Annotated in this window: 20 protein-coding genes; 6 read left to right on the top strand and 14 right to left on the bottom strand. The window is 58.9% G+C overall.

Annotated elements, in window-relative coordinates; translation table 11 throughout:
- Window positions 1-55: 55 nt before the first annotated feature.
- The gene (locus ABIQ96_RS23495) at window positions 56-349 is read right to left on the bottom strand and encodes a hypothetical protein (protein WP_348217094.1); all 294 of its coding nucleotides are present in this window, start codon (window positions 347-349) and stop codon (window positions 56-58) included.
- Between the two features lie 419 nt (window positions 350-768).
- On the opposite strand from ABIQ96_RS23495, the gene ABIQ96_RS23490 reads away from it, so the two are divergent.
- Both ABIQ96_RS23490 and ABIQ96_RS23485 read left to right on the top strand, forming a co-directional pair.
- Complete coding sequence (locus tag ABIQ96_RS23490) at window positions 769-2,670, top strand: ATP-dependent DNA helicase RecQ (protein ID WP_348217093.1); 1,902 nt, start codon at window positions 769-771, stop codon at window positions 2,668-2,670.
- A gap of 79 nt (window positions 2,671-2,749) precedes the next feature.
- Entirely contained in the window at window positions 2,750-4,642 is a 1,893-nt protein-coding gene (locus ABIQ96_RS23485) for a S8 family serine peptidase (protein WP_348217092.1), read from the top strand.
- A gap of 12 nt (window positions 4,643-4,654) precedes the next feature.
- Here ABIQ96_RS23485 and ABIQ96_RS23480 read toward each other — a convergent pair whose 3' ends face one another.
- From ABIQ96_RS23480 to ABIQ96_RS23445, 8 genes are all read right to left on the bottom strand, one after another.
- Window positions 4,655-5,092 (bottom strand): DUF5069 domain-containing protein, encoded by a 438-nt coding sequence (locus tag ABIQ96_RS23480; protein WP_348217091.1) that lies wholly within the window; start codon window positions 5,090-5,092, stop codon window positions 4,655-4,657.
- A gap of 132 nt (window positions 5,093-5,224) precedes the next feature.
- A complete protein-coding gene (gene thrC / locus ABIQ96_RS23475) occupies window positions 5,225-6,520 on the bottom strand; it encodes a threonine synthase (RefSeq protein ID WP_348217090.1) in 1,296 nt (431 codons plus the stop codon).
- Window positions 6,521-6,576: 56 nt separating this feature from the next.
- The gene (locus ABIQ96_RS23470; RefSeq protein WP_348217089.1) at window positions 6,577-7,521 is read right to left on the bottom strand and encodes a homoserine kinase; all 945 of its coding nucleotides are present in this window, start codon (window positions 7,519-7,521) and stop codon (window positions 6,577-6,579) included.
- Between the two features lie 71 nt (window positions 7,522-7,592).
- Entirely contained in the window at window positions 7,593-7,973 is a 381-nt protein-coding gene (locus ABIQ96_RS23465; protein WP_348217088.1) for a Dabb family protein, read from the bottom strand.
- 49 nt (window positions 7,974-8,022) lie between these two features.
- On the bottom strand, window positions 8,023-8,547 hold the full coding sequence (locus ABIQ96_RS23460; RefSeq protein ID WP_348217087.1) for a septal ring lytic transglycosylase RlpA family protein: 525 nt from the start codon (window positions 8,545-8,547) through the stop codon (window positions 8,023-8,025).
- The gene (locus ABIQ96_RS23455; protein WP_348217086.1) at window positions 8,544-8,876 is read right to left on the bottom strand and encodes an HU family DNA-binding protein; all 333 of its coding nucleotides are present in this window, start codon (window positions 8,874-8,876) and stop codon (window positions 8,544-8,546) included. The genes ABIQ96_RS23460 and ABIQ96_RS23455 overlap by 4 nt, the downstream gene beginning before the upstream one ends.
- A 205-nt stretch (window positions 8,877-9,081) precedes the next feature.
- On the bottom strand, window positions 9,082-10,011 hold the full coding sequence (gene rnhC, locus ABIQ96_RS23450) for a ribonuclease HIII (protein ID WP_348217085.1): 930 nt from the start codon (window positions 10,009-10,011) through the stop codon (window positions 9,082-9,084).
- Window positions 10,012-10,055: 44 nt separating this feature from the next.
- Window positions 10,056-10,781: a phosphodiester glycosidase family protein gene (locus ABIQ96_RS23445; RefSeq protein ID WP_348217084.1), complete on the bottom strand. Its 726-nt coding sequence runs from the start codon at window positions 10,779-10,781 to the stop codon at window positions 10,056-10,058.
- A 96-nt stretch (window positions 10,782-10,877) separates the two neighbouring features.
- Here ABIQ96_RS23445 and ABIQ96_RS23440 point away from each other — a divergent pair, with 96 nt between their 5' ends.
- Window positions 10,878-11,876 (top strand): CocE/NonD family hydrolase, encoded by a 999-nt coding sequence (locus ABIQ96_RS23440; RefSeq protein ID WP_348217083.1) that lies wholly within the window; start codon window positions 10,878-10,880, stop codon window positions 11,874-11,876.
- A 43-nt stretch (window positions 11,877-11,919) separates the two neighbouring features.
- Here the strand turns inward: ABIQ96_RS23440 and ABIQ96_RS23435 are convergent, their stop codons facing one another.
- Window positions 11,920-13,032 (bottom strand): histidine kinase, encoded by a 1,113-nt coding sequence (locus tag ABIQ96_RS23435; protein ID WP_348217082.1) that lies wholly within the window; start codon window positions 13,030-13,032, stop codon window positions 11,920-11,922.
- A 217-nt stretch (window positions 13,033-13,249) separates the two neighbouring features.
- A complete protein-coding gene (gene gnd / locus ABIQ96_RS23430) occupies window positions 13,250-14,668 on the bottom strand; it encodes a decarboxylating NADP(+)-dependent phosphogluconate dehydrogenase (protein ID WP_348217081.1) in 1,419 nt (472 codons plus the stop codon).
- Between the two features lie 102 nt (window positions 14,669-14,770).
- Between gnd and pgsA the strand changes: the two genes are divergently transcribed.
- From pgsA to ABIQ96_RS23415, 3 genes are all read left to right on the top strand, one after another.
- The gene (gene pgsA, locus ABIQ96_RS23425) at window positions 14,771-15,364 is read left to right on the top strand and encodes a CDP-diacylglycerol--glycerol-3-phosphate 3-phosphatidyltransferase (RefSeq protein ID WP_348217080.1); all 594 of its coding nucleotides are present in this window, start codon (window positions 14,771-14,773) and stop codon (window positions 15,362-15,364) included.
- 81 nt (window positions 15,365-15,445) lie between these two features.
- Window positions 15,446-17,269 carry a lectin-like protein gene (locus ABIQ96_RS23420; protein ID WP_348217079.1) on the top strand — a complete coding sequence of 608 codons (1,824 nt, stop codon included), beginning with the start codon at window positions 15,446-15,448 and terminating at the stop codon, window positions 17,267-17,269.
- Between the two features lie 24 nt (window positions 17,270-17,293).
- Entirely contained in the window at window positions 17,294-19,102 is a 1,809-nt protein-coding gene (locus ABIQ96_RS23415) for a lectin-like protein (protein ID WP_348217078.1), read from the top strand.
- 40 nt (window positions 19,103-19,142) lie between these two features.
- Here the strand turns inward: ABIQ96_RS23415 and ABIQ96_RS23410 are convergent, their stop codons facing one another.
- The 3 genes from ABIQ96_RS23410 to ABIQ96_RS23400 are packed head-to-tail and all read right to left on the bottom strand — an operon-like array spanning window position 19,143 to window position 22,440.
- Window positions 19,143-21,332, bottom strand: coding sequence for a glycoside hydrolase family 3 N-terminal domain-containing protein (locus ABIQ96_RS23410; protein WP_348217077.1), 2,190 nt, complete (start codon window positions 21,330-21,332; stop codon window positions 19,143-19,145).
- Window positions 21,333-21,384: 52 nt separating this feature from the next.
- Complete coding sequence (gene gcvH, locus ABIQ96_RS23405) at window positions 21,385-21,762, bottom strand: glycine cleavage system protein GcvH (protein WP_348217076.1); 378 nt, start codon at window positions 21,760-21,762, stop codon at window positions 21,385-21,387.
- A gap of 57 nt (window positions 21,763-21,819) precedes the next feature.
- A complete protein-coding gene (locus ABIQ96_RS23400) occupies window positions 21,820-22,440 on the bottom strand; it encodes a hypothetical protein (protein ID WP_348217075.1) in 621 nt (206 codons plus the stop codon).
- Window positions 22,441-22,511: the final 71 nt, after the last annotated feature.

Here is a 22,511-nt window from a genome sequence, read left to right as displayed (position 1 = left end):
ACCCCGGGCCATCAAAAAGCGGCCGAAGAACTTCAGCTACCTCACCGCAGCCAGGTCAATTTTCAAAGAAATCCCCCATCGCGGTAAACCCCGAAATTTCGCTTAAGTCAGTGCCATTCGGGTCAGTGGTTGCCGCGGCGTTGAGGAAGGCGGTGTATTGGGAGATCGTCGTCTCGTTTTTCGAGATCTGGTATTCATAACCCACCGCGCCGTATCCAGTGCTGTCCGCCACATTCCCAGGATTTCCTACAGTTACATAGTCAATGTTCACCACTGCGAAAGCCGGAGTAAAAAGGGAGACGCCAACCAAAATGATTGAACCTACTAGGGAGTGGATAGAGGGTTTCATGGGATAGTGAAAATTGGGATCTGTAAAGCTTCTGGACCTACTGGGCGAAATTCAAAGGGCGTGCTCCAAGGTCTGTCCCAAATAACAGACATTGACACACCTTTCTCCGGCGAGGAATGGTCCCCGAGATGGCGATGAAAGGCTTTTCATTTGCATGGAGTTGAGCCGAGAACCAACTTTGTTTCAAGCGTTTTGAGTTTTCGGCGGGCTTTCGGATCATCTCTGAATCGCCGGACATCCCGGGTAACACTAACCTCGTTGCCCACCCCCGTCCCGCCGGTGGATTTCCCCTATAAATAAGGTGATTTTGACCACGAATTCGAGGCCATTGAATTCCTGATGGCCGTCTCACAGGTCGATACATTTCAAGCCCTTGCTTCCCGCTTGCCTCGGCTGGCGTCGGTGGCGAAGCTCCGGCTGTGCTGCAAACCCTCCGCGATCATTTCGGCCACGATGCCTTTCGCGAGGGGCAGGAACCCGTAGTATGGGCCTTGCTGGAAGGCCGCTCCGCCCTCGCGGTCTTCCCCACAGGTGGTGGGAAATCTTTGTGCTATCAGCTTCCTGCGCTTTTGCTGGACGGCTTGACCCTTGTGGTTTCACCGCTCATCGCGCTGATGCGCGACCAGGTTGATGCGCTGAACGCAAAGGGAATCGCCGCCGCTCGCCTCGACTCAACGCTCGATGCCGACCAAACCCGCGACGTTTACGAGCGGCTTGAAGCGGGCACGCTCAAGCTCCTCTACATCGCCCCGGAGCGGTTTTCCAACGAAGCCTTCCGCCAGCGGGTGAAGCTCCTGCCGGTCCAACTCGTCGCCGTCGACGAAGCCCACTGCATCTCCGAGTGGGGCCACAATTTCCGCCCGGATTATCTCAAGCTCGCGAGAATCTGCCGCCGCCTCAAAATCCCCCGCGTTCTCGCGCTAACAGCCACCGCCACGCCCAAGGTCGCGCGCGACATCCGCAAGGCGTTCCGCATCGCCACGGCCGATCATGTGCAGCTCAGTTTTCATCGTGCGAATCTCGACCTGCGTGTCACTCCGTGCACTGCTGCGGAGCGGAAACAACTCCTGTTGGAAAAACTAACTGAAGTCGATGGTTCCGCTGTCGTTTACGTCACCCGCCAGGAGACCGCAGAGGAAGTGGCTACGTTCCTGGCAAAAAGCGGACTCTCCGCCCGCGCCTATCATGCCGGCCTGCCCGCCGAATTCCGTGCGGATGCACAAAGCTCGTTCATGACTGGTGGCACGCGCATCATCGTCGCCACCATCGCCTTCGGCATGGGAATCGATAAATCCAACATCCGCGCCGTCTTTCACTACAACCTCCCGAAAAGCCTCGAAAACCACACTCAGGAAATCGGTCGCGCCGGCCGCGACGGTTTGCCAGCGCTTTGCGAAATGCTCGCATGCGGCGATGATCTAACTGTCCTTGAGAATTTCATCTACTCGGACACTCCGACACCGCGTGCTTTGGAAAATCTCATCGACCGCGTGCTGCGGCTCGGACCGGTTTTCGATGTCTCGCCTTACGAGCTTTCAACGATTTGCGATATCCGGCCGGGCGTGGTTTCCACCGTCATGACCTATCTGGAAATCGACGGCATCATCGAGGCTACCGGCAGTTTCTACGCGACTTACCGCGCCAAGCTGCTCAACACGCAGGAAAAAATCCTGGCGGGCCGTTCCGCCGCGGAAAGGAAATTTCTCAAACAGATTCTCGACTCCGGCGAGATGAAACGCTGGTGGCTGTATTTCCAACCGACGCTGCTTGCGGAAAAATTCAACTGCTCCCGTGACAAGATCGTCTCCGCCATCAATGGACTCCGATCCGCAGGCGACATCATCCTCAGCGTCTGGGGTGTCCGCCAAGGCTACAAATTGAAAAAAGACCCCGGCGATCTCAAACAACTCACCGCCTCGCTCGTGGAAAAATTCCAATCCCGCGAGCAATCCGACCTCGCCCGCCTTCGCCAGGTTCTCGGTCTATCAGCTTATCGCGGCTGTCTCACCGGCTACCTCACCAAACACTTCGGCGAGACTTTGAAAGAACCCTGCGGCCACTGTGACCGTTGCCGCGGCGTCGCAGCGAAGACCATCAAGCGACCGAAATCCCGCCGGGTGACCGATGATGACATCGCGGCCGTTAGGAGATTGGTCGATGAGAAGCACGCCGCGCTCAACACCCCGCGCCAACTCGCCCGTTTCCTCTGCGGCATGGCCAGTCCTGCCGCGACACGGGCGAGGCTCACGCGGAACAACGCCTTCGCTCTCTTGGCGGATCTTCCGTTCGCCGATGTGCTCGCCATCGCGGAAGCGGCTTGATCGCTTCCGGAGTTGGTTTCGTGAATTGACAATCAAGTCTGTTGAAGAATGATGTTGCTTGAATTTTACCCATATCGTCATGCAAAGAACCGCCATTGTCATCACGTTGCTTGCCAGCATTGGCGCTGTTTCGCCCGTCCGTGGCGAAGAGTTTTCACCCGAGGCCGGTGCCCAGATGGCAGCGATCCGTGCGGAGAAGGCCAAGCGAACACCGGTGCAGCGCAAGCTGGCCTCGCAGCTTTTGTATTTGTCGCGTGAAGCCGCCGGAACGGATGCGGTGGCGGGTGCGAAGGACGTGAAATCGCGGGTGCAACTTGAAACCGATGGTCGCGTGGTCGTGGACATGACCGCCGTCCCGAGTCCCGCGCTTGCCAGGGCGATTGCCGATGTCGGTGGCACTGTGATTTATGAATCGGCCGATGCCGGTTCGGTTCGGGCAAGCTTACCGGCCAAGACCTTGACCGTCATCGCCTCTCGTGCCGATGTGAAGCGGATCGTCAAGGGGACCAACCCGATCGCCCACCAAGTGACGAATGAAAGTGATGCGGCGGAGAAGGCCAACAAGGCGCGGGCGGCATTCGGCGTGAATGGTAAAGGAGTCAAGGTGGGGGTGATTTCTGATAGTGCGAAATACTCGACCCAATCCAAGGCGGCGGGGGAGTTGCCGGCATCGTTCAAAGTGTTGCCAGGGCGCTTCGGATTCGGATCGGGCGAAGGCACCGCGATGTCGGAAATCATTCATGACATCGCACCCGGCGCGGCGATCGTTTTTGCGGAAGCTGGTCCGGGAAGATCGGGCTTCGCGGATTCCATCAAGCTGCTTCGCAAAGCGGGCTGCCGCATCATCGTGGACGATATTTCCTACAGCAACGAGTGGCAGTTTCAGGACGATGCGATCGGAAAAGCAGTCAACAACGTGGTGGCCAACGGTGCCATTTACCTCTCGGCTTGCGGCAACGAAGGCAGCCTCAAGGAAGGAAACTCGACGACTTGGGAAGGTGATTTCGCCGATGGCGGAGAGGCTGGCGCTCTTTATCCGGTCGGGCGGATCCACAGTTTCGGGATCAACAATTACAATACTCTAACTGACGGTTCGTCCGACGCAGTGTTCCAATGGAGTGACGAGTATCACAGCTCCTCCAACGATTACGACATTTACATTCTTAACTCGGCCGGCACGAAGATCGTGGATTCATCGACGGACTATCAGGACGGTAGCCAGGAACCCACGGAGTATGTCGACTATGTGGCGCGCGGCGAACGGATCTTGATTTGGAAGGACACGGCTGCCGCTCCGCGATACCTGCGGCTTTCCTGCACCGGTAGCCCGCTGAAATACGGAACGGCTGGCCAAGTGATCGGTCATGCCGCGACTGGCAACTGCATCGGTGTAGCCGCCTCCGACGCCACGTTGGTTGCTCCCGGCGCTTTCACGAAAGCTTCAAAGCTGGAAGATTACTCCTCGGACGGGCCGCACAAGATGTTTTACCGTCCCGATGGTATGCCGATCACGCCTGGGAATTTCCTGGCGAGTGGTGGTCTAACAATCAATACGCCTTCGATCACGGCAGGCGACGGTGGCAGGACGTCGTTGACCGGTTTCAAACATTTCTATGGTACCAGTGCGGCGGCTCCTGCGGCCGCAGGCATCGCGGCGCTGGTGTGGAGCAAGGACCCGGGACTCACTAACAGCGAGGTCAGAACAATCCTGGAATCCAGTTGCCTCGATATCGAAGCGCCGGGCTATGACATCAATAGCGGCTATGGCATCCTGATGGCGGACTTCGCTTTGAAAAACACGCTCAGCTCGCTGGATACTTGGCGGAAATCGAATTTCGGCAGCTATTTGCCGACCGGGATTGCGAGCCCTGCGGCCGATCCTGATGGCGACGGTTTCGACAATGCGACGGAGTTCTCCATGGGCACCTCGCCCATGAAGAAGAACATCCTGCCGATCACGACGTCTCCGTGATCGGATAGATTCTCAGCTCGCGAAGCTCACCTTGTCGTCGGCTTCGAGATAGTCGAAGAGGGTGCTCGTCGCTGGATCACAACCGGCTTCGGCGCAGACCCCGACGAACCAATCCTTTTTCTCGGGGTTGTCGTAAGGACGGGCGGCTTCGACGGTGTCGGACCAGGCTTTTTTTTCGTCTTCGCTTTTCGGTGTGCCGTTTTCGTCAAGCCAATCGGCGATTTCCTCGTTGGTGGATCCTCCTTCCAAGAGCTTTTTGACGTCCTCGCCCTTTACGTCTTTGAAGCCGAAGAGGAAATTGTCCAGCGGACAGTCGAAGTGGAAATCTCCAACGGTTCCTGCGAGGTCGGCGCGGCCCTTGTCAGCCATGCGGGCGAGAATGGCGTAGCCGCCGGTGCGGACGCGGGGACTGGTAGGGGCGACTTTGGAAAGATCTTTGACGGTGCTCATGATGGTGTGTTTGTTAGAATGTGTGCGCTGTGGCTGTTGGAAGTTACCAAAAGCTCGCTCGAACGATTGTCAATAGGCTGATAGGGGGCATGGACGTCTCGTCCATGCGAAGGGACGAGACGTGCCTTCCCCCTATCGGAGGAGCCAGTCGCGGAAGACGGCTTTGTCGGCGGGAAGAAGAGTTGCGACTTTTTGCCGCTCCGCGAGGATGGCGAGGCGCTCGGGAATTTCGAGGCAGTTGGCTCCGAGTTCGGCTTCCATCACATCGGGGAACTTGGCGGGGTGCGCGGTTTCGAGGGTGACCGTGGCGGTGCCCGGGTGACCGGCCCGCCATTTCTGTGCGGCCAGCCAGCCGACCGCGCCGTGCGGATCGATCTCGTAATTGTAAAGCGCCTTGACGGTGCGAATGGCGGCACGCGTCTGGTCGTCGGTGAAGGTCATGCCGGAAATGCGGGTTTTCATCGCTTCCCAGGAGCCACCGAAGAGGGCCTGCATGCGGACGAAATTCGAAGGCGCGCCGACATCCATGGCGTTGGAAATCGTTGGGACGCTGGGGCGCGGCGTGTATTGGCCGGAGCGGAGGAACTCGGGCACGACGTCGTTGCGGTTGGTGGCTGCGACCAGGTGATCGACCGGCAGGCCGAGCTGCATGGCGAGCAACCCTGCGGTTAGGTTTCCAAAATTTCCCGAAGGGATGACGAACGTCGGCGTAACACCTTCCGGAAGCTGGCGGGCGGCGTGGATGTAGTAGAAACTTTGCGGAACCAGGCGCGCGAGGTTGATGGAATTTGCTGACGTTAGATTGAGTCGCTCCGAAAGCTCGCGGTCGAGGAAGGCGGATTTGACGAGCGCCTGACAATCGTCGAATGAGCCTTGGATTTCGAGTGCCGTGATATTTCCACCGAGCGCGGTGAGTTGCTTTTCCTGAAGTCCGGAAACCTTGCCCTGCGGATAGAGAATGATGACGCGCGTGCCGGGAACATTGTGGAATGCCGAAGCAACCGCCCCGCCAGTGTCGCCGGAGGTCGCGACGAGAACGGTGAGTTCACGGTCTTCGCCGCGGGTGAGCCAGGCCATCAGGCGGGCCATGAAGCGCGCGCCGAAGTCCTTGAAGGCGAGAGTCGGGCCGTGGAAAAGTTCGAGAATGTGATCGCCCGGGCCAAGCGTGACGAGCGGCGCGTCGAAGGTGACGGTGCCTTCGACGATATCCACCAGCGCCTGAGGAGGCACATCCTCGCCGAAGAACGCGTCCGCCACGGCGATACCGATTTCCGGAAAGGTGAGCTCGTGCCAGATTTGCCAGAACGCCGGATCCAACACGGGCAGCTTGTCCGGCATGTAGAGACCGTTGTCCGGCGGTAGGGAGCGCAAGATGGCTTCCTTGAGATCGACCTGATGGGACGGGGTGGTGGTGGAGTGGTAGAGCACGGGAAGAAGTTTGCTAGATTTCAGTGTTCAGTTTTCAAGGAAGAAAACCGGTGCTATCAGCTTTGAACCACATGCACGCCCGTCGGATTGATCCGGGAGACGTAGGCTTGGTTCTCGATCGGGATGGCCGAGAAAACCTTGCTGATGACATCGGCGACTTTTCGGGCGATTTCCTCGCCTTCGCAGAGGGCGAAGACGGATGGACCGGCACCTGAGATGGAAAAGCCGAGCGCTCCGGCGGACAGCGCGGCACGTTTAGCCTTGTAGAAATCCGGGATGAGTTTTTGGCGGCGCGGCTCGGCGATGACGTCGTGGATGGAGCGGGAAATGAGACCGTAATCTTCCTGAATCAGGCCGCAGAGGAGGCCGCCAAGGTTGCCGATCTGTTGGGTGGCGTTTTCGAGCGGGATTTCCTTCGGCAGGATTTCGCGGGCGACTTTGGTTAGGATTTCGATGTCCGGGTGGACGACGGCGGCCCAGAGGTTTTTCGGCGCGGGGATCTGCGCGAAATCGAGTTCGTCATTCGAACGGATGAAAACGATGCCGCCGAAAAGGCATGGGGCGACGTTGTCAGCGTGCCAGGCACCGTCGGCCGAAGCCTCGCCGGCCATGGCGAATGGAAGAAGCTGTTTCTTGCTGAGCGGATTTCCGATGAGCTGGTTCACTGCGAAAGCACCGGCGACGGAGGAGGCCGAAGACGAGCCAAGGCCGGAGCCGAATGGCATTTTCTTGTGGATTTCCATCTCGATGCCGCGGTCGGTCATGCCGAGGTGTTTGAGCAGGTCGAGGGCGGCGACACCGGCACAGTTCTGTGCGGGGTTTTTCGGGAGCTTGCCGTTGTCTCCGGTGATTTTCGTGATGTGCAGGCCGGGTTTGTCACAATGGCGGACCACGATTTCGTCGCCGGGAGAGTCGATGGCGAAACCGAGGACGTCATAACCGCAGGCGACGTTGGCCACCGTGGCGGGGGCGAACACGCGAATTTCAGAAGAATTGGACATAAGAAAAGCGCTCCCGGGGAGCGGGCGGAGTCTGCGGGCGGAGGTCCCGGTTGTTCAAGCCCGGAAACCTTTCAACGGATGATGTCGTAAACTACGATCTTCTTCGTCAGCGGCTTGAGGACTTCGTTCACCTTCTTCACGTGGCGCGGGTCGGTCTCGTAGGCGTGCAGAGATGTCGCGGAATCGAAACGTAAGGTGAGTCCGACATCGAACGAGTCATCCACGACGGGGCGTTCGCTGGCGAGTGCCGTGCCCGAATCGAGGAACTTGATGCCGGGAATCACTCTTAGTTCCGAGCACGCCGCGAGGAGCTTCTCGCGGTCGGCGGCATTTCCGGGACGCTTCTGCCACATCAGGACGACGTGATCGACGGTGCCATGGGCGGCGGGTGGCGCGATGGTGGCGCAGGAAACGAGAGACAGTGAGGCGGTTAGTGCGAGGAGCGATTTCATGGATTTTTATATGGGAGATGATACGGGTGAAATGATTTTCGCGGTCCAGTTAGAAGAACCAGCCACGCTTCTTGCGTTTGTAGGAGCCATCGCCGACGGAAAGGACCTCGACCCGCGTGGTGGTGGTGCCCTGATCGTAGAAGCCGAGTTTTTTCGCGGCGCGGGGTGTGACATCGAGGATGCGGCCGGGAATGAAAGGCCCGCGGTCGTTGATGCGGATTTTGAGGGACTTGCCATTTTCGAGGTTGGTGACCTTGACGAGGCAGGGGAGCGGCAGAGTTTTATGCGCGCCAGTTAGATGCCAGGGCATGACCTTTTCTCCCAGCGAGGTGGTGCCGCGCTTGAGGCCGAACCACGAGGATTCGTTATACCACGAGCAGGTGCCGGTTTCCTGATAGTCGAGCGCCTCATCAATTCCCATCGGCTGATAGTGCTGGCCGCGGACCGTGTAGGCACTTTGCTGATAGCCATCGTGTCCTCCGGGCCGTGAGAAGCACGAGGGGAAAACGAAAACCGCCACGCTGCAGATTGCGGCGAGGCGGAACTGTGGGTTTTTCAACAAACGGGAAATCACGATTTGCGCTCGCGGATAACCTGAAGGGTGGTTGCGACCTTTTCTTTCATTTCCTTGCCGGGTTTGAATTTCACGGCGGCTCTCGCGGGGATCGGCACGTCCTTGCCGGGGTCCTTCGGGTTGCGGCCGATCTTCGCTTTCATTTCGCGGACCTGGAAGGCTCCGAAATTCCGCATGACGACCGTGTCGCCGTGGGCGAGCGAGTCGGTGATTTCATCGATGAGTGTTTGAACGACCTCCAGCACGTCCTGCTGGGTGATTTCGTGACCCTTGGCACCGAGTTGGTCGGTGATTTTGATGACGAGTTCGCGTTTGGTGATGGTTGCCATGAGATTTAGGGGAGGGAGAAAATTCGAGATGCGCGGTGATTGAACTACTGCGGGGGCTGTTTTGTCCCGCCTAAAATCGTCCAAATGGATGCGATTTTCGTGCCAGCAGAGGAACAAACGTCAGAATTACCGGATATTTGGGAAAAATCACCCCAAAAATATCAGATATCCACGGATTCCTCGGATTATGAGGCGCTTGCAATGCTCAGCCTCCCTCACCCGCTGCGGAATTTCCCAGCACCACGCCAGTCGTTTTGAAATGCAATTTGGCCACTTTCCCGAGCACTTCAGGACCGTCACGGGCGACCAATTCACGCGCCGCTTGGATCACCGCATCCGATGCGCCGAGCGGAAGTTTGATCCCGCAGGCAGTCGAAGTTTTGTCCATCCAGTCGATGAATCTCTCTCGAGCGAGGATGGATGCGGCGGCGACGGCGGTGTCGGATTCGCCCTTTGTCCGCTGTTCGAGTTGGATCGTCAGGCCTTTTTCCTTGAGTGCATGCTGGAGGACTTCGGGGCGGGCGAACTGGTCGCTCAACGTGCGCGGGCAATCCGGTCTCGCGGCGGCAAGGGTCTCGATGGCGCGTGCGTGACCCCAGGCGAGCAGGCGGTTCAGGTTCTTGAATGACGCGTGCATCGAGTTGTAGCGCTCCGGTCCGATGGAGATCACCGCTGTCGTGCAGCCCGGCACCGCCCGGATGATCGCCGCGAGCTGCCGGATGCGTGCCGCGCTGGCAATCCGCTTCGAGTCCATGATCCCGGAGTCGATCAAGCGCCGGGCGATGGTTGCATCGGTGTAGGCTCCGGCGATGACGAGCGGTCCGAAGAAATCTCCTTTGCCGCTTTCGTCGATGCCGAAATGCGGTTCGAATTTGTCAGGCTCCAGGATTTCCTCATATCCCAATTTCGCCTCGCCGATGACTTCCGGTTCCAAGGTGAAGCGGATGAAATCCTCCGTGTCCTTGCCCTGGATGAGCACCTTCGGCCCCTTCTCATAAACCGTCACGTTGAGCTTGCCCTTCCGTGCGGAGAAAATCGCGTAAGGCTTCGTTTCGAAATCAAACCCCTGTCGCACCAGCGCCGCGCGGAGCGTTTCCACCTGAGGAGTCGTTAGGGCTGCGGTGTGGCTGGTCACTGGTGGAAATCTTCGGAAATCGAACGCGGGGAATCAAGTGGCGATCACTCGGCCACCACGAACATCACGCCGAACTGGTTGCTTTCGACCGGCTTGTCCGGGTTCACCGACATTTGGGAAATGTCTCCATCGAGAAACAACGCATCCTTGCAATCCAGTTTCAGAAACAAACCTGCGAAGTCCCAGAAATTCACCATCTCGCCCTTGTCGGTGATGGCGAAAATGAAGCGTCCTTTGTTGTCCAAGCCGACCCCGTTGCGGGGGAGCTTGCTGGTGGAGACTTCGGTGAACGCGGGATGGCGCTTGCCATCGGTCAGCAAGATCGGCCCGGATTGGATGGCCCACGATTCATGCCCGGCCATTTTTTGCCAAGAGGCACAGGTCCCGACAAACGGGTCGGCCTGCTTTCCCTGGCCGAACGCGCAGACACCGTTAGGTTTTAGGAAAAAGTTTCCCGGAGCGTCCGCCAAATTGATCGGGCGTAGATTGTTTCCTCCCTCGATGTGTAACCCGCTGGGAATGCCTTCGGGCTCGAAAATACCCGCATTCATAATGAATTTCACCGTCTTTCCTTGTGCGGCGAATGCCGCCTGCACCTTGTCGAAACTTCGATAGAGCGCGCCATTTCCATTTTTCCAAACCACCTGCACTGTCTCGGGTGAGACCCTCACTACACGGAATTTCACGCCCGCATGGGCAATCGATTCTTCCACCACCGCCGCCCGGGCGATGTTGAACGACGTGACGAAAATGAGCAGCAATAGTTTCATGTTAGGTCTTCACCATTCATCGCCAATCTGCCCGCCGTGTCGATCCGGAAAACACCCGCCGCAACTTCATCGGCTGCGGCGGGTTCACGTTACCTCATGAAACTCTGGATTTCCTGCGCCTGCATTGTCTTCGCATCCATCGCGCGAGTCGCCGCCCAAACGGATGCTTACGACCCGCTCAAGGTCGCGGACGTGACGATCACTTCGAAAATTTTCGACGTGAAGGACGCCAAGCGCGACCGCACCCTTCCCGTCCGTGTCTATTTGCCGGAATCGGAAAAACCCGCACCCGTCGTCATTTTCTCCCACGGCCTCGGTGGTTCGCGGGACAATAATCCTTATCTGGGCAATCACTGGGCAAAACGCGGCTACATCGTCGTCTTCGTTCAGCACCCCGGCAGCGATGAGAGTGTTTGGAAGGACAGCCCGCAGGCTCAACGCATGGGCGCGATGAAACAAGCCGCGTCGCTTGAGAACTACATGCGCCGCTGCGAGGATATTCCCGTAGTCATCGATACTCTGACTGCCTGGAACGGCGACAAGGAAAACCCGCTTCACGATCGCTTCGATCTGAAACACATCGGCATGTCCGGCCACTCCTTCGGGGCGACCACCACCCAGGCCGTCGCCGGCCAAACCATCGCCGGCGGGCGGATTTCATTCTTCGAACCCCGACTGTCCGCCGCCGTGATGATGAGCCCCAGCATTCCCGCGCTCGGCGATCCCGCCAAGGCCTTCGCCTCCATCAAAATCCCCTGCCTGCTGATGACCGGCACGCTCGACGACAGCCCGATCAGCGACTCCAAGGCCGCGGACCGGCTCAAGGTTTTTCCAAATCTAACGAACGCTCCCGCCTGGCAGATCGTTTTCGACAAGGCCACCCACATGAGTTTCGGCGAACGTGACTTGCAGGGAAATTCCGAAAACGGAAACCGCTACCACAAGGCCATCCTCGCTCTAACGACAGCTTTCTGGGATGCCGAACTCGGCGACGACAAGGCTGCCAAGGCCTGGCTGAACGGAGACGGCGCGAAGTCGGTGCTCGTGTCCGAAGACAAGTGGGAACTCAACGCCATGGCCGGGAGCAGGCCGTAAGCGGCATCCGCCGCCCGATAATATTCCGATCTAACGATTCCTATCAGGAGGCCGCCAGAGGGGCATGGATCGTGACCCGTTTCCAGTTGGCGTCCGATTCCTGCTCCACCCGGGCACCCTCGCCTAGCAGCAGGCGGAGGCGCTGGTGAAGCGCGCGGAGGCCTCCGTCGGGAAGTTGTTGGACGGCTGGCGACACCTGAACTCCGGTGTTGGTGACGGTAACAAGCAGGAATTTTTTCTCGATACGGGCCGTCACCCAGATTTGAAGCGCAGCCTCATGGATATCACCACGATGAAGAAACGCATCTTCCAACATCGGTTGGACTACCATCGGCGGCACCATCACCGCGCGTGCCGCTTTCTCTGCCTGGATGCGGCAGATCAGTTTGCCTCCGAAATGGGCGGCTTGGACTGACAGGTATTTCTCGATGGCGTCAAGTTCCCGGGATAGGGGTTCCAGAGGACGGGCTTCGTTGAAGAGGAATCGCAGATAGTCCGAAATGCTCTGTGTCACCTCCTTGACGGCCTCGGCATCATTCTTGCAGGCGAGAACCGTGCTGAGCGAATTGAGGAAGAAATGAGGATTCATCTGCGCTTGTAGATGCCTGAGCTCGTTCTCACGCGCTGCCAGCTCCGCTTTGGTTGCTCGCAGTTCCATGGCATGCGCTTTTTCCAACAGATGGATGGCGAAATAGAGCGAACTCCAGATCGCCAAAATGAACAGTCTCACCGCCACCAGTCTGGCACCAACGGTTTCCGCCCCGCCGGGGACGGAAATACCCGCCACCGCCAGGGCTTTCATGATCACAATTTCCGTCACGGCAAGCGCCACGCAGCAGGCGACCGCCGCGGGCCATTTTGCCAATCCGTTCGCCAGGAACAACGGCTGCCGGTAGATCCATCGCAGACCAGCAGTTTCAACGAAGCCGATCGCCATCCGCATGAAAATCACCCATCCAACATCTTGAACCGCGGCTTTGAACGCCATGGTCATCAACAGTCCGATGACACCGATGGACGACCAGAACAGCGTCTGCAGGATCCAGAATAACAATTCGCGGCGGCCCTTGCGCAAGTGGCGGAAGATGAAACCGGGAGGGTCCTGTCTTTCCGTTTGTTGCGGGTCAAAGCAGTTTTGAACGACGGCGGATTCCATGGTAGATATTTGCTCCGTCCTCGTGGCGGACGGCGCGGGAAAATGGTGTCGGGCTGACCGATGGACAAGCTTGGAATGACACGCGAACGCGTGGTCGGAAGATTGTGGAATTTCGATGCCCGGCGGCCTTTAATGCAAAAACGACCGCCAGTTTCCTGACGGTCGTTTGTTTTAAAACAGTCAGCGCGGGTCGTGGACCAGCGCTAATTTTGAAGGATCAGCCGATGACCTCGGGCCAGTCGGTGTGGGACATTTCGCCGCGTGGTTTGTCGGTGCGCTCGTAGGTGTGGGCACCGAAGAAATCGCGCTGGGCTTGCAGCAGGTTTGCTGGAAGAACCGCACTACGGTAGCTGTCGTAGTAACCGAGCGATGCGCTGAATGCGGGAACCGGGATGCCGGCGAGGGTGGCGAGGCTGATGACTTCGCGCCAGTTTTCCTGGAACTCGTTGAGGAGGTCCGTGAAAAACGGGGCGAGCATGAGGTTGCTCAGCTTGGGATCTTTCCGATAGGCGTCGGTGATGTCGTTGAGGAAACGGGCGCGGATGATGCAACCGCCCCGCCAGATGGCGGCGATCTTGCCGAGGTCGAGTCCCCAGTTTTTTTCAGCTCCCATTGCGGCGATGAGGTCGAGGCCTTGGGCGTAGGAAATGATTTTCGAGGCGAAGAGCGCGTCGTGGACTTTCTTGATGAGCTTCTTTTTTTTGATGTCGATCTCGGGCTTCGGCCCTTCGAGGATCTTGCTGGCTTCGACGCGCTTGTCTTTCATTGAGGAAAGGATGCGGGCTTCGACAGCGGCGTTGATGGTGGAGATGACGACCGCGTTTTCGACGGCATTGATGAGCGTCCATTTGCCGGTGCCTTTTTGACCGGCGGTGTCGAGGATGAGATCGACGAGCGGCTTCTTGGTCTCGGGATCGACTTGTTCGAAGATTTTCGAGGTGATCTGGATGAGGTAGGATTCAAGGTCGCCCTCGTTCCATTCGGTGAAGACTTCGGCGAGTTCCTTGGGAGTGAAGCCGGCGGCTTTGAAAATGTTATAAGCCTCGCAGATGAGCTGCATGTCGCCGTATTCGATGCCGTTGTGGATCATTTTCACGTAGTGGCCCGCGCCGCCAGGTCCGATGTGGAAAACGCAGGGCTCGCCATCGACCTTGGCGGCGATGGATTCGAAGATCGGCTTCATGACCTCCCAAGTGGAGGCAGGGCCGCCTGGCATGATGGACGGGCCTTTGCGGGCGCCTTCCTCACCGCCGGAAACCCCGGCACCGATGAAACGGAAACCGAGATCGCCGAGCCATTTGTCGCGGCGCTCGGTGTCGGTGTAGAGGGAATTTCCGCCGTCGATGATGATGTCACCCTTGTCGAGAAGCGGGATGAGCGACTCGATGACCGCGTCAACGGGGCCGCCAGCTTTCACCATGATCATGACCTTGCGTGGGGAGGCGAGGGATTTCACGAAGCCTTCGAGAGTGTGCTCACCGACAATTTTCTTGTCGGGGTGCTTGCCGACGAACTCGTCGGTGACGGTGGTTGTGCGGTTGTAAACCGAGACTTGGAATCCGCGGGATTCCACGTTGAGAACGAGATTCTGACCCATGACGGCCAGACCAATGAGTCCGAAATCGCTATTGCTCATAATAAAAGTGCCGTTGGAACAGGCGGGGGAGGATGTAGGGAGTTCGGTGGATTGGTGCAACCCCTTGTTGCCATCCGGTCATGCATTTCACACATTGCGGGCGTGAACTTACCGAATGCGATCACGTTTTCCCGCCTGGTAATGACCGCCGCATTTGTGGTGGCGGTTTCGCAACGCAATCTGCCCGGCTATGGCATTGGTCTCACACTTTTCATCGTGGCGGCGGCGAGCGATTGGCTGGACGGCTACTTGGCGCGGAAAATGGGCCTCGTTACGCCACTCGGGAAATTGATGGATCCACTCGCAGACAAAATCTTGGTGAGCGCAGCGTTCATTTTTTTCACCGAACGCGGACTTTGCCCGGTGTGGGTGACCGCCCTGATCATCGGCCGTGAATTCCTCGTCACCGGCCTGCGCACCATTGCCATGGAGGCTGGCCATGTGCTGGCGGCGGACAATTTGGGAAAATGGAAAACCACCTTCCAACTCGCTTATCTGATCGCCGGCCTGATCTGGTTGACCGGGGAGAAGGCTGGTAAAATGTTCCCCGTGCTGGACTACCTGAAACACCTCGCCCGCCCTTACGCGGAGGGCGGCTGGCTGCAACCGGTTTTCCTGTGGGTCGCCGTCGCGCTGACGGTGATTTCCGGCTGGAACTACGTCTGGAGCGGTCGCGGATTGCTGCGGGCGAAATAAAGGCGAAGGCTTCGTTAGAATCCGCTCGTCAGGTGATCGGCGGCAGCTAGGGTTTCCACCATTCGGGAAACCGTGCATTTCATGAAACCCACCCCATTTCTGCTCATCCCGCTCGCGCTGAAAATTGGCGCAATGAACCTCGCCGCCCAGGTGGCCCCTCATGATCCCTATTTCACCGCGCCGTTCGGTCCCGGCGGGACGTGGAATCTCTATCAATTCTGCAGCGCGCCGCTGACTTGGACGCAGGCCCAGGAGATGGCGGAAAAGATGTCCGACCCGCTCGGCAAGTCCGGCAAGATGGGCCATCTCGCAGCGATCGGCAGCGCGGCGGAAAACGAGTTTGTCTATCGCAGTTCGGAATCGAAATTCCTGTGGATCGGCCTGACCGACAACGAGCGCTGGAAAGGCAGCGAAGCGGGATCCGACCGCCGGGGAAAATGGGCGTGGGTCACGGGGGAGCCGGTGACATTTTCGTTGTGGCGCAGTCCCGAACCCAACGAGGCCAGTGCCGGCGGCGAGGACGCCGTGGCCATCGAACAAGGCGGGCGATGGGCGGATTGGGGCATGGGTTCGGCCGGGCAGGGGATGAACACCCATCCATCAATGATCGAATGGGAAGTAAACTCGAAGGAGCCTGTTAGCGGCGCGTTCGTGATGAAGCCCGCCTTGCCGAAAAAGTGGCCCATCGATTTTTTCAACTGGAAAGGCGAAGTCCAGGGTAAGGGACCATGGACGATTTTCGGAGCGAGCGATCTCGACGGAGGCAGCTATCAGGCGATCGAGGTAGGCTTGTTCGAGGCGATGAAAAAAGCGACCGTTCTCTATCGACTTCCCCGCTTGAACTACCGCTGGCCCGGAACTCCGCTGGAAAGCGGAGGCTGGATGGAAGTGCCGGACCGGCCGCTGCATCCCGTCCGCGAGGCGGGTTGCGGGGCCGTTCACTTTGCGAAAGCACATTTTGAAAAGCCCGGCACCTGGAGTTTCAACATCCACGCCGACGACTATTTTGCGATCCGTCTTCCCGGCCGGAAATGGAAATCCGTTACCGGCATGGGCGGGATTGATCCGCTCGATCCCGAGGTGATTTATTTCCGCGGAAGCTGCGGTGATGCCAATGCCATCGGGGTCATCGACCTGCCCGCGGGCGATCAGGTGATCGAGGTGATGTTAGGAAATCAGGAGTATGAAACGATGATCCAGCTTCTTGCCGCTCCCGGGGAATTCACCATGGATGGCGGCACCGACCGCTGGCGTTTCCCTGGACACAAGGCGGCGGGAGACCTTGCCTTGCCTGGCATCGATTCCGCAGGCTGGTCGGTCACCCGCACGGATCGTCCCGCCGGCGGTGCGCCGGTGACGGACTTGGCGAGCGGTCTGATTCTATCCTCCCTCGGCGAAGGGAAACCCACCGAAGGAGTCGAAAAAATCAACTACATCGATTCCAACGCGGCCGGTGATATTAAATTTCCGAACCCATCGGACTTCCCCGGTGATGCTCAGGGCGGTCAGGACGCTTACGTCATTCGGGCCACCGGCAACCTCGTCATCCCCCGCGACGGCATCTATCACATCGGCGTTCATGCCGAGGATCATTGTGCCTTGCGGATCATCGGCCGGAACTGGTCGTCCATTGTGAGAAACACCGGTTATACGGCGGCCATCAACGGCGACACGATCTTTGCGGAATCCCCGGATGTGAGGGCGACCAACGCCCAGTTCGTCGGCGCGATCGAATTGCCAAAAGGCATCTATCAGATCGAGGCGCTTTACGTCGAGACGGACGGAACTTCGGTGTTCTCCGTCTTCGCCGCTCCGCCCAGCTACGCGCCGCGCCTGCTGGCAAAGGACGGCGCGAAGATTGAACCGGATTTCGACGGACTTCCGCTTCTCGACACCGCCCGTTGAACTGTTATATCCAAAACCCAACTTATGAAACGATCCATTCTCCCGTTGTTCCTGATGTTGTCGCCCGCGCCGCTGTTCGCGCAGGCCGCACCCCACGGCACGTATTTCACAGCGCCCTACGGACCCGGCGGGACTTGGAATCTCTACCGGACGAATAACGCCCCGATGACCTGGACGCAAGCCCAGACAAACGCCGAAGCGACCGTGGACCCGCTGGGAAACAGCGGGAAGCCGGGCCACCTCGTCACCATCGGCAGCGCGGCGGAGAACATGTTCGTCTATCAGAAAGTTGTGGGTGACTACATCTGGATCGGTCTCACGGACAATGAAAAATGGGGAGGCAAGGAAGCCGGAAGCGATCGCTCCGGTGGCTGGCACTGGGTGACCGGCGAGCCTTGCACGTTCAGCGCGTGGCGCAGCACCGAGCCCAACGAGTATGTCATCGGCGGGGAGGACGGTGTGGTGATCGAGAGATCCGGCAGGTGGTCCGACTGGCCGATCGGCTCGCAAGGCCAGGAAGTCCAGCGACACCCTTCAATGACGGAGTGGGAGACCCGCTCGCCGCAGCCGGTGCCCGGAGCGATCCAAATTTTGCCGATTTTGCCCAAAAAGTGGCCTGCCGATATCTCCACATGGACAGCCACGGGCAAGGGGCCGTGGAGCATCATCAGCGCCGTCGGCATCGATGCCGGTGGCCTGGAGAAAGTCGTGAAGAGTCTTCAAGACACGATGCTTCTCGATCAGACCTGCCATCGCGCCGCGAAGTTGAACTATCACGTTTCCCGCGAAAAATTCTTCGCCGGCGGCTGGGTGGCAATCACCGACCATCCGGAATTCCCGCTTCTCGAAGGCGGCAGCGGGGCGCTCCACGTCGCGAAGGTGCGTCTTGAAAAGGCCGGAACATGGAGCTTCAACATCCATTGCGACGATTTCGTCGCCATGCGCTTTCCCGGCCACCCATGGAAATCCGCTACCGGGCTCGGCGGGATCGATCCACAAGATCCGGAGGTCATCTTCTATGCCTGCGAATCCGGGGACGGCTGCATCGTCGGCACCATCGATTTGCCTGCGGGCGAATCCACCATCGAGGTGGTGTTAGGAAATCGCGTGTACGACGGAATGCTTCAGATTCTCGCCGCTCCCGGCGAATTCACGATGGATGGCGGCACCGACCAATGGCGTTTCCCCGGCCACAAGGCGGCGGGTGATCTGGCGTGGCCTGGCGTCGATTCCGCGGGCTGGACCATCACCCGCACTGATCGTCCCGCGGGGGCCGCGCCGCTGGCGAAACTGATGGACGGCCTGGTTCTGGCGGAAAGCGGCACCGGCAAATCCGCCGAAGGAGTTGCGAAACTCAATCACATCGACTCCGGTGCGGCGAGTGATGTCGAATTCCCCGATCCCCTGGAATTTCCCGGTGACTCGCCGGGCGGCCAGGACCAATTCGTGGTCAAGGCTACCGCCAATCTCGTCATCCCGCGCGACGGCGTCTATCACATCGGGATCCACGCGGACGACCATTGCGCGCTGCGCATCATCGGCCAGTCCTGGAGCCGCTTCGTCCGCGATACCAGCTACCGGGGAAAGCTCGAGGGCGACACGATTTACGGCGAGGACCCGTTGAACATCGGCACTAACGTCCAGCTGTTTGGCGAGGTGACGCTCAAGAAAGGCACCTACAAGATGGAAGCGCTCTACGTGAATCTCCTGGGGCCGTCGATCTTCTCTGTCTTCGGTGCACCGGCGGATTTCGCACCGCGTTTGTTAGCGAAGGACGGTGCGAAGATCGAACCTGACATCGACGGTCTGCCGTTGATCGATCCCGCGAAGTGACTCTCCAATTGGAGCGCGAAATTTATTTCGCGCGGAATGATCACTCCAGATAGAAACGCGCGGACTGGACGGATTCCGAGCTGTCGCCAACCATCAGCGTGAAGCTTCCAGGTTCCACGACGTATTCCCCCTTGGGCGTCCAGAAGCCGAGGTCCTTGGCGGGGATTTCGAAATCCACCATCACGGATTTTCCCGCAGGAACGGACACCCGTTTGAAGGCTTTGAGTTCCTTGTTAGGCCGGGTGATGCTGGCCACATCGTCGCGGATGTAGGCCTGCACGATTTCGTCGCCATCGCGACTCCCGGTGTTTTTCACCGAGACCTTGAAAGTGACTTTGCCGTCGATGGGGAAGCGGAGTTGCGAACTCATCGGCTGGGAGATTTCAAAGTCGGTGTAACTCAAGCCATGCCCGAACGCCCATAGCGGACTGCTGCTGATGTCGGTGTATTTGGACGTCCACTTGTCGTCCGCTCGATAGGGACGGGAGGTCGGGGTGAGGTTATACGTCAGAGGGATCTGTCCAACGCTGCGCGGAAAAGTCACCGGCAGTTTTCCCGAAGGATTCACATCGCCGAAAAGCACATCTGCGATCCCCGGACCCCCCATCGTGCCGCCGAACCAGGTAAGCAAAATGGCCGGGCAGGTTTCCGCCAGCCAGCCGACCGTCAAGGGACGTCCGGTCATCAGGACCACGGCATACGGCTTGCCGAGGGCGTGGACTTTCTGCACCAGATCCAATTGGAGCGGCGGCAAATCCAACGAACTCTTCGATGCCGCTTCGCCCGACATGTCGGCGGTTTCACCGATCACCACGAGGACGAAATCCGCATCCTTCGCGGCTTCCACACCATCGGAGGGACGACTGAAGCTGAAGCCGGAGGCATTGCCCGCGGATTCATGAATGACCGTGCCGGACGCGCCGAGGCGGTCCCGAACGGCATCCACCAGGGTGACCGCATCTTCAGGCCGACCATCGCCGGACCAGCTTCCTATCAGACTGGTCCGGTCGTCCGCAAGCGGGCCGACAATTGCGATCTTTTTGGCGCTTGCAGGGATCGGCAGGGTGTTGCCTTCGTTTTTCAAAAGCACGCACGCCTTGGAAGCCGCCTCGCGGGTGAGCTTGAGGTGATCCGGATTGAGCAACGCCGCCTTCTCCCGCGCCGGGTCACCGAAGGGCTTGTCGAACAGCCCGAGCTTGAATTTCATCCGCAGGACATTTCTAACGGCCTCGTCCACGAGCTTCAGGTTCGCGGGAGTCTTCATCATGGACTCGGCCTCGACCATGCAGCTTCCCCACATTTCGATGGTGATGCCGGATTGCAGGGCGAGCAGGCCGGCCGCCGGATAGGTTGCTGCGACCCGGTGGTTGGCAAGCTGGCCGACCGCGTCGTAGTCCGTGACCACTACTCCGTTGAATCCCCATTCCTTCCGCAGGACATCCTGAAGCAGCCACGGGTTGCTGGTCGCGGGCACGCCGTCGATCGCACTGAATGTCGGCATGATGGAGCCCGCGCCCGCGGCGAGTCCGGCTAGAAACGGTGGGAAGTGGGTTTCGCGCAGCGATCTAACGGACACTTCGGCAATATTGTAATCGCGCCCACCTTCCGCCGCTCCGGAGCCGGCGAAGTGTTTCAGGCAGGAAAGCATCCGGTCCGGAGCCGCGATGTTGTTGCCTTGGAATCCCCGGACGCGGGCCGCGGTGAAGGCCGATGTTAGCACCGTATCCTCGCCCGCGCCCTCCACGATTCTTCCCCAGCGGGGATCGCGGGCGATGTCGGCCATCGGAGCAAAGGTCCAAGAGACGTTCGCCGACCGTGCTTCCTTGGCCGCCACCGCCGCGCATTTTTCAGCCAGTTCCAGATCCCAGCTTGCGGCCTCACCCAGTGGCACCGGGAAAATCGTGCGGTAGCCGTGCACCACGTCGAACGCGAAAACCAACGGGATCTTGTGGCGCGTCGCCAGCGCGGCCCGCTGCATTTCCCCGGTCGGGCCGGTGCCCCGGACGTTGAAGGTGCCGCCCAGCAGTCCCTGTTGGGCGAGATACCTGTGTTGCGGCTTCCACCCGCCACCCGCGTGGCCGTCCACCAGCCGCAACTGCCCGAGCTTTTCCTCGAGGGTGAGCTTTGAAAGAATTTCCTCAACCTTGGCCTCGACATCCTGCCCTCGAGCCGTCGTTAGAGCGGCGAACAGCAAGGGCAGAGCCAGACAAAGAAAACGGGGTGGTATCATCGTGATGACGACACCGCATCCCGCCCCGTGTGTCAATGTTCCTTGCGACGGACTAACCGATCTGTGCCTCGTAGGCGGCGGCGTCCATCAGCTTGGAAACGTGTGCCGTGTCCTTCACCTTGAGTTTGAAGATCCAGCCCTTGCCGTATGGGTCGGTGTTGACCAGCGAAGGATCGGCCTCGACTTCCGGATTCACTTCCACGATTTCTCCGCCGACAGGGGCGTAAATGTCGCTGGCCGCCTTCACGGATTCCACCACGGCGGTCGGGTCACCGGCGTCCACCGCGCGTCCCACGGCGGGGAGCTCGACGAAAACGACGTCGGTCAGTTCTTCCTGGGCGTGATCGGAAATGCCCACGGTGGCGATGTCGCCATCAAGGCGGACCCATTCGTGGGAGGTGGCATAGCGGAGGTCGGCGGGTGTGCTCATGGGGATGTGTTAGTTGTTGATTGTTGAAATTGTAGAGGGTGAATGTCGACGGTTCTTTTAATTTTCAAGGCCCAGCGCGCCGGCCCATTCATCCCATCGTTTCCGCAGGTCATGGCGAGATAAAATATCAATGAAGAGTGATCGGTGGAAATCCGGCAGTTCGGCAAGATACACCAGCCTCGCGCGGTCTTTCGGGCGGCCGACAGTGATCGCGATCGCCGCCAGATACTCGGGACGGATTACGCGGATTCGATGGTTGTCCCATTCCGCGACAAGGGCAGCCTCAACCGCTTCGGTTTCCAAGCCGGGAGAAGCACTGAGAAATTGAACGGGAAATCCGTGTACAAGTAATCCTTCTTCTTCGAACTCACTGAATCCCAATTCCGCCAAACGAAAGAAAAGCGGTTCCAAAGAAACCAGCAGTGAACCTGGGGCCGGCTCGATGAACACAAAAACATCGACGTCTCGGGTCGCGAGCGGTTCCCCATGGAAACCGGCTGCTGTCGCGTCACCGATGGCGTAGTGCTTCAGGGTGCCTTCACCGACGAGCTGTTCCAAGACATCACAGACGACTTGCATGTTTTTTTCACGAGTTCGAGTTGGCGTGTCTCCTGAATGAACCTGCCGATAAGTTCGATTTTTTCCCCGATGGGAAGGGCGCGTTGTTTTTCGCGCCAATTCGGCATACCACGCATAGGTGATGGAATGATTCCCTCGGGTTGCATCGGATGGAGAAGTGGGCGGCTTGG

Source organism: Luteolibacter sp. (genome assembly GCF_039920825.1).
GTDB lineage: Bacteria > Verrucomicrobiota > Verrucomicrobiia > Verrucomicrobiales > Akkermansiaceae > Luteolibacter.
Note: the sequence above shows the minus strand (reverse complement) of the source record. Positions and strands in the feature narration are given on the sequence as shown.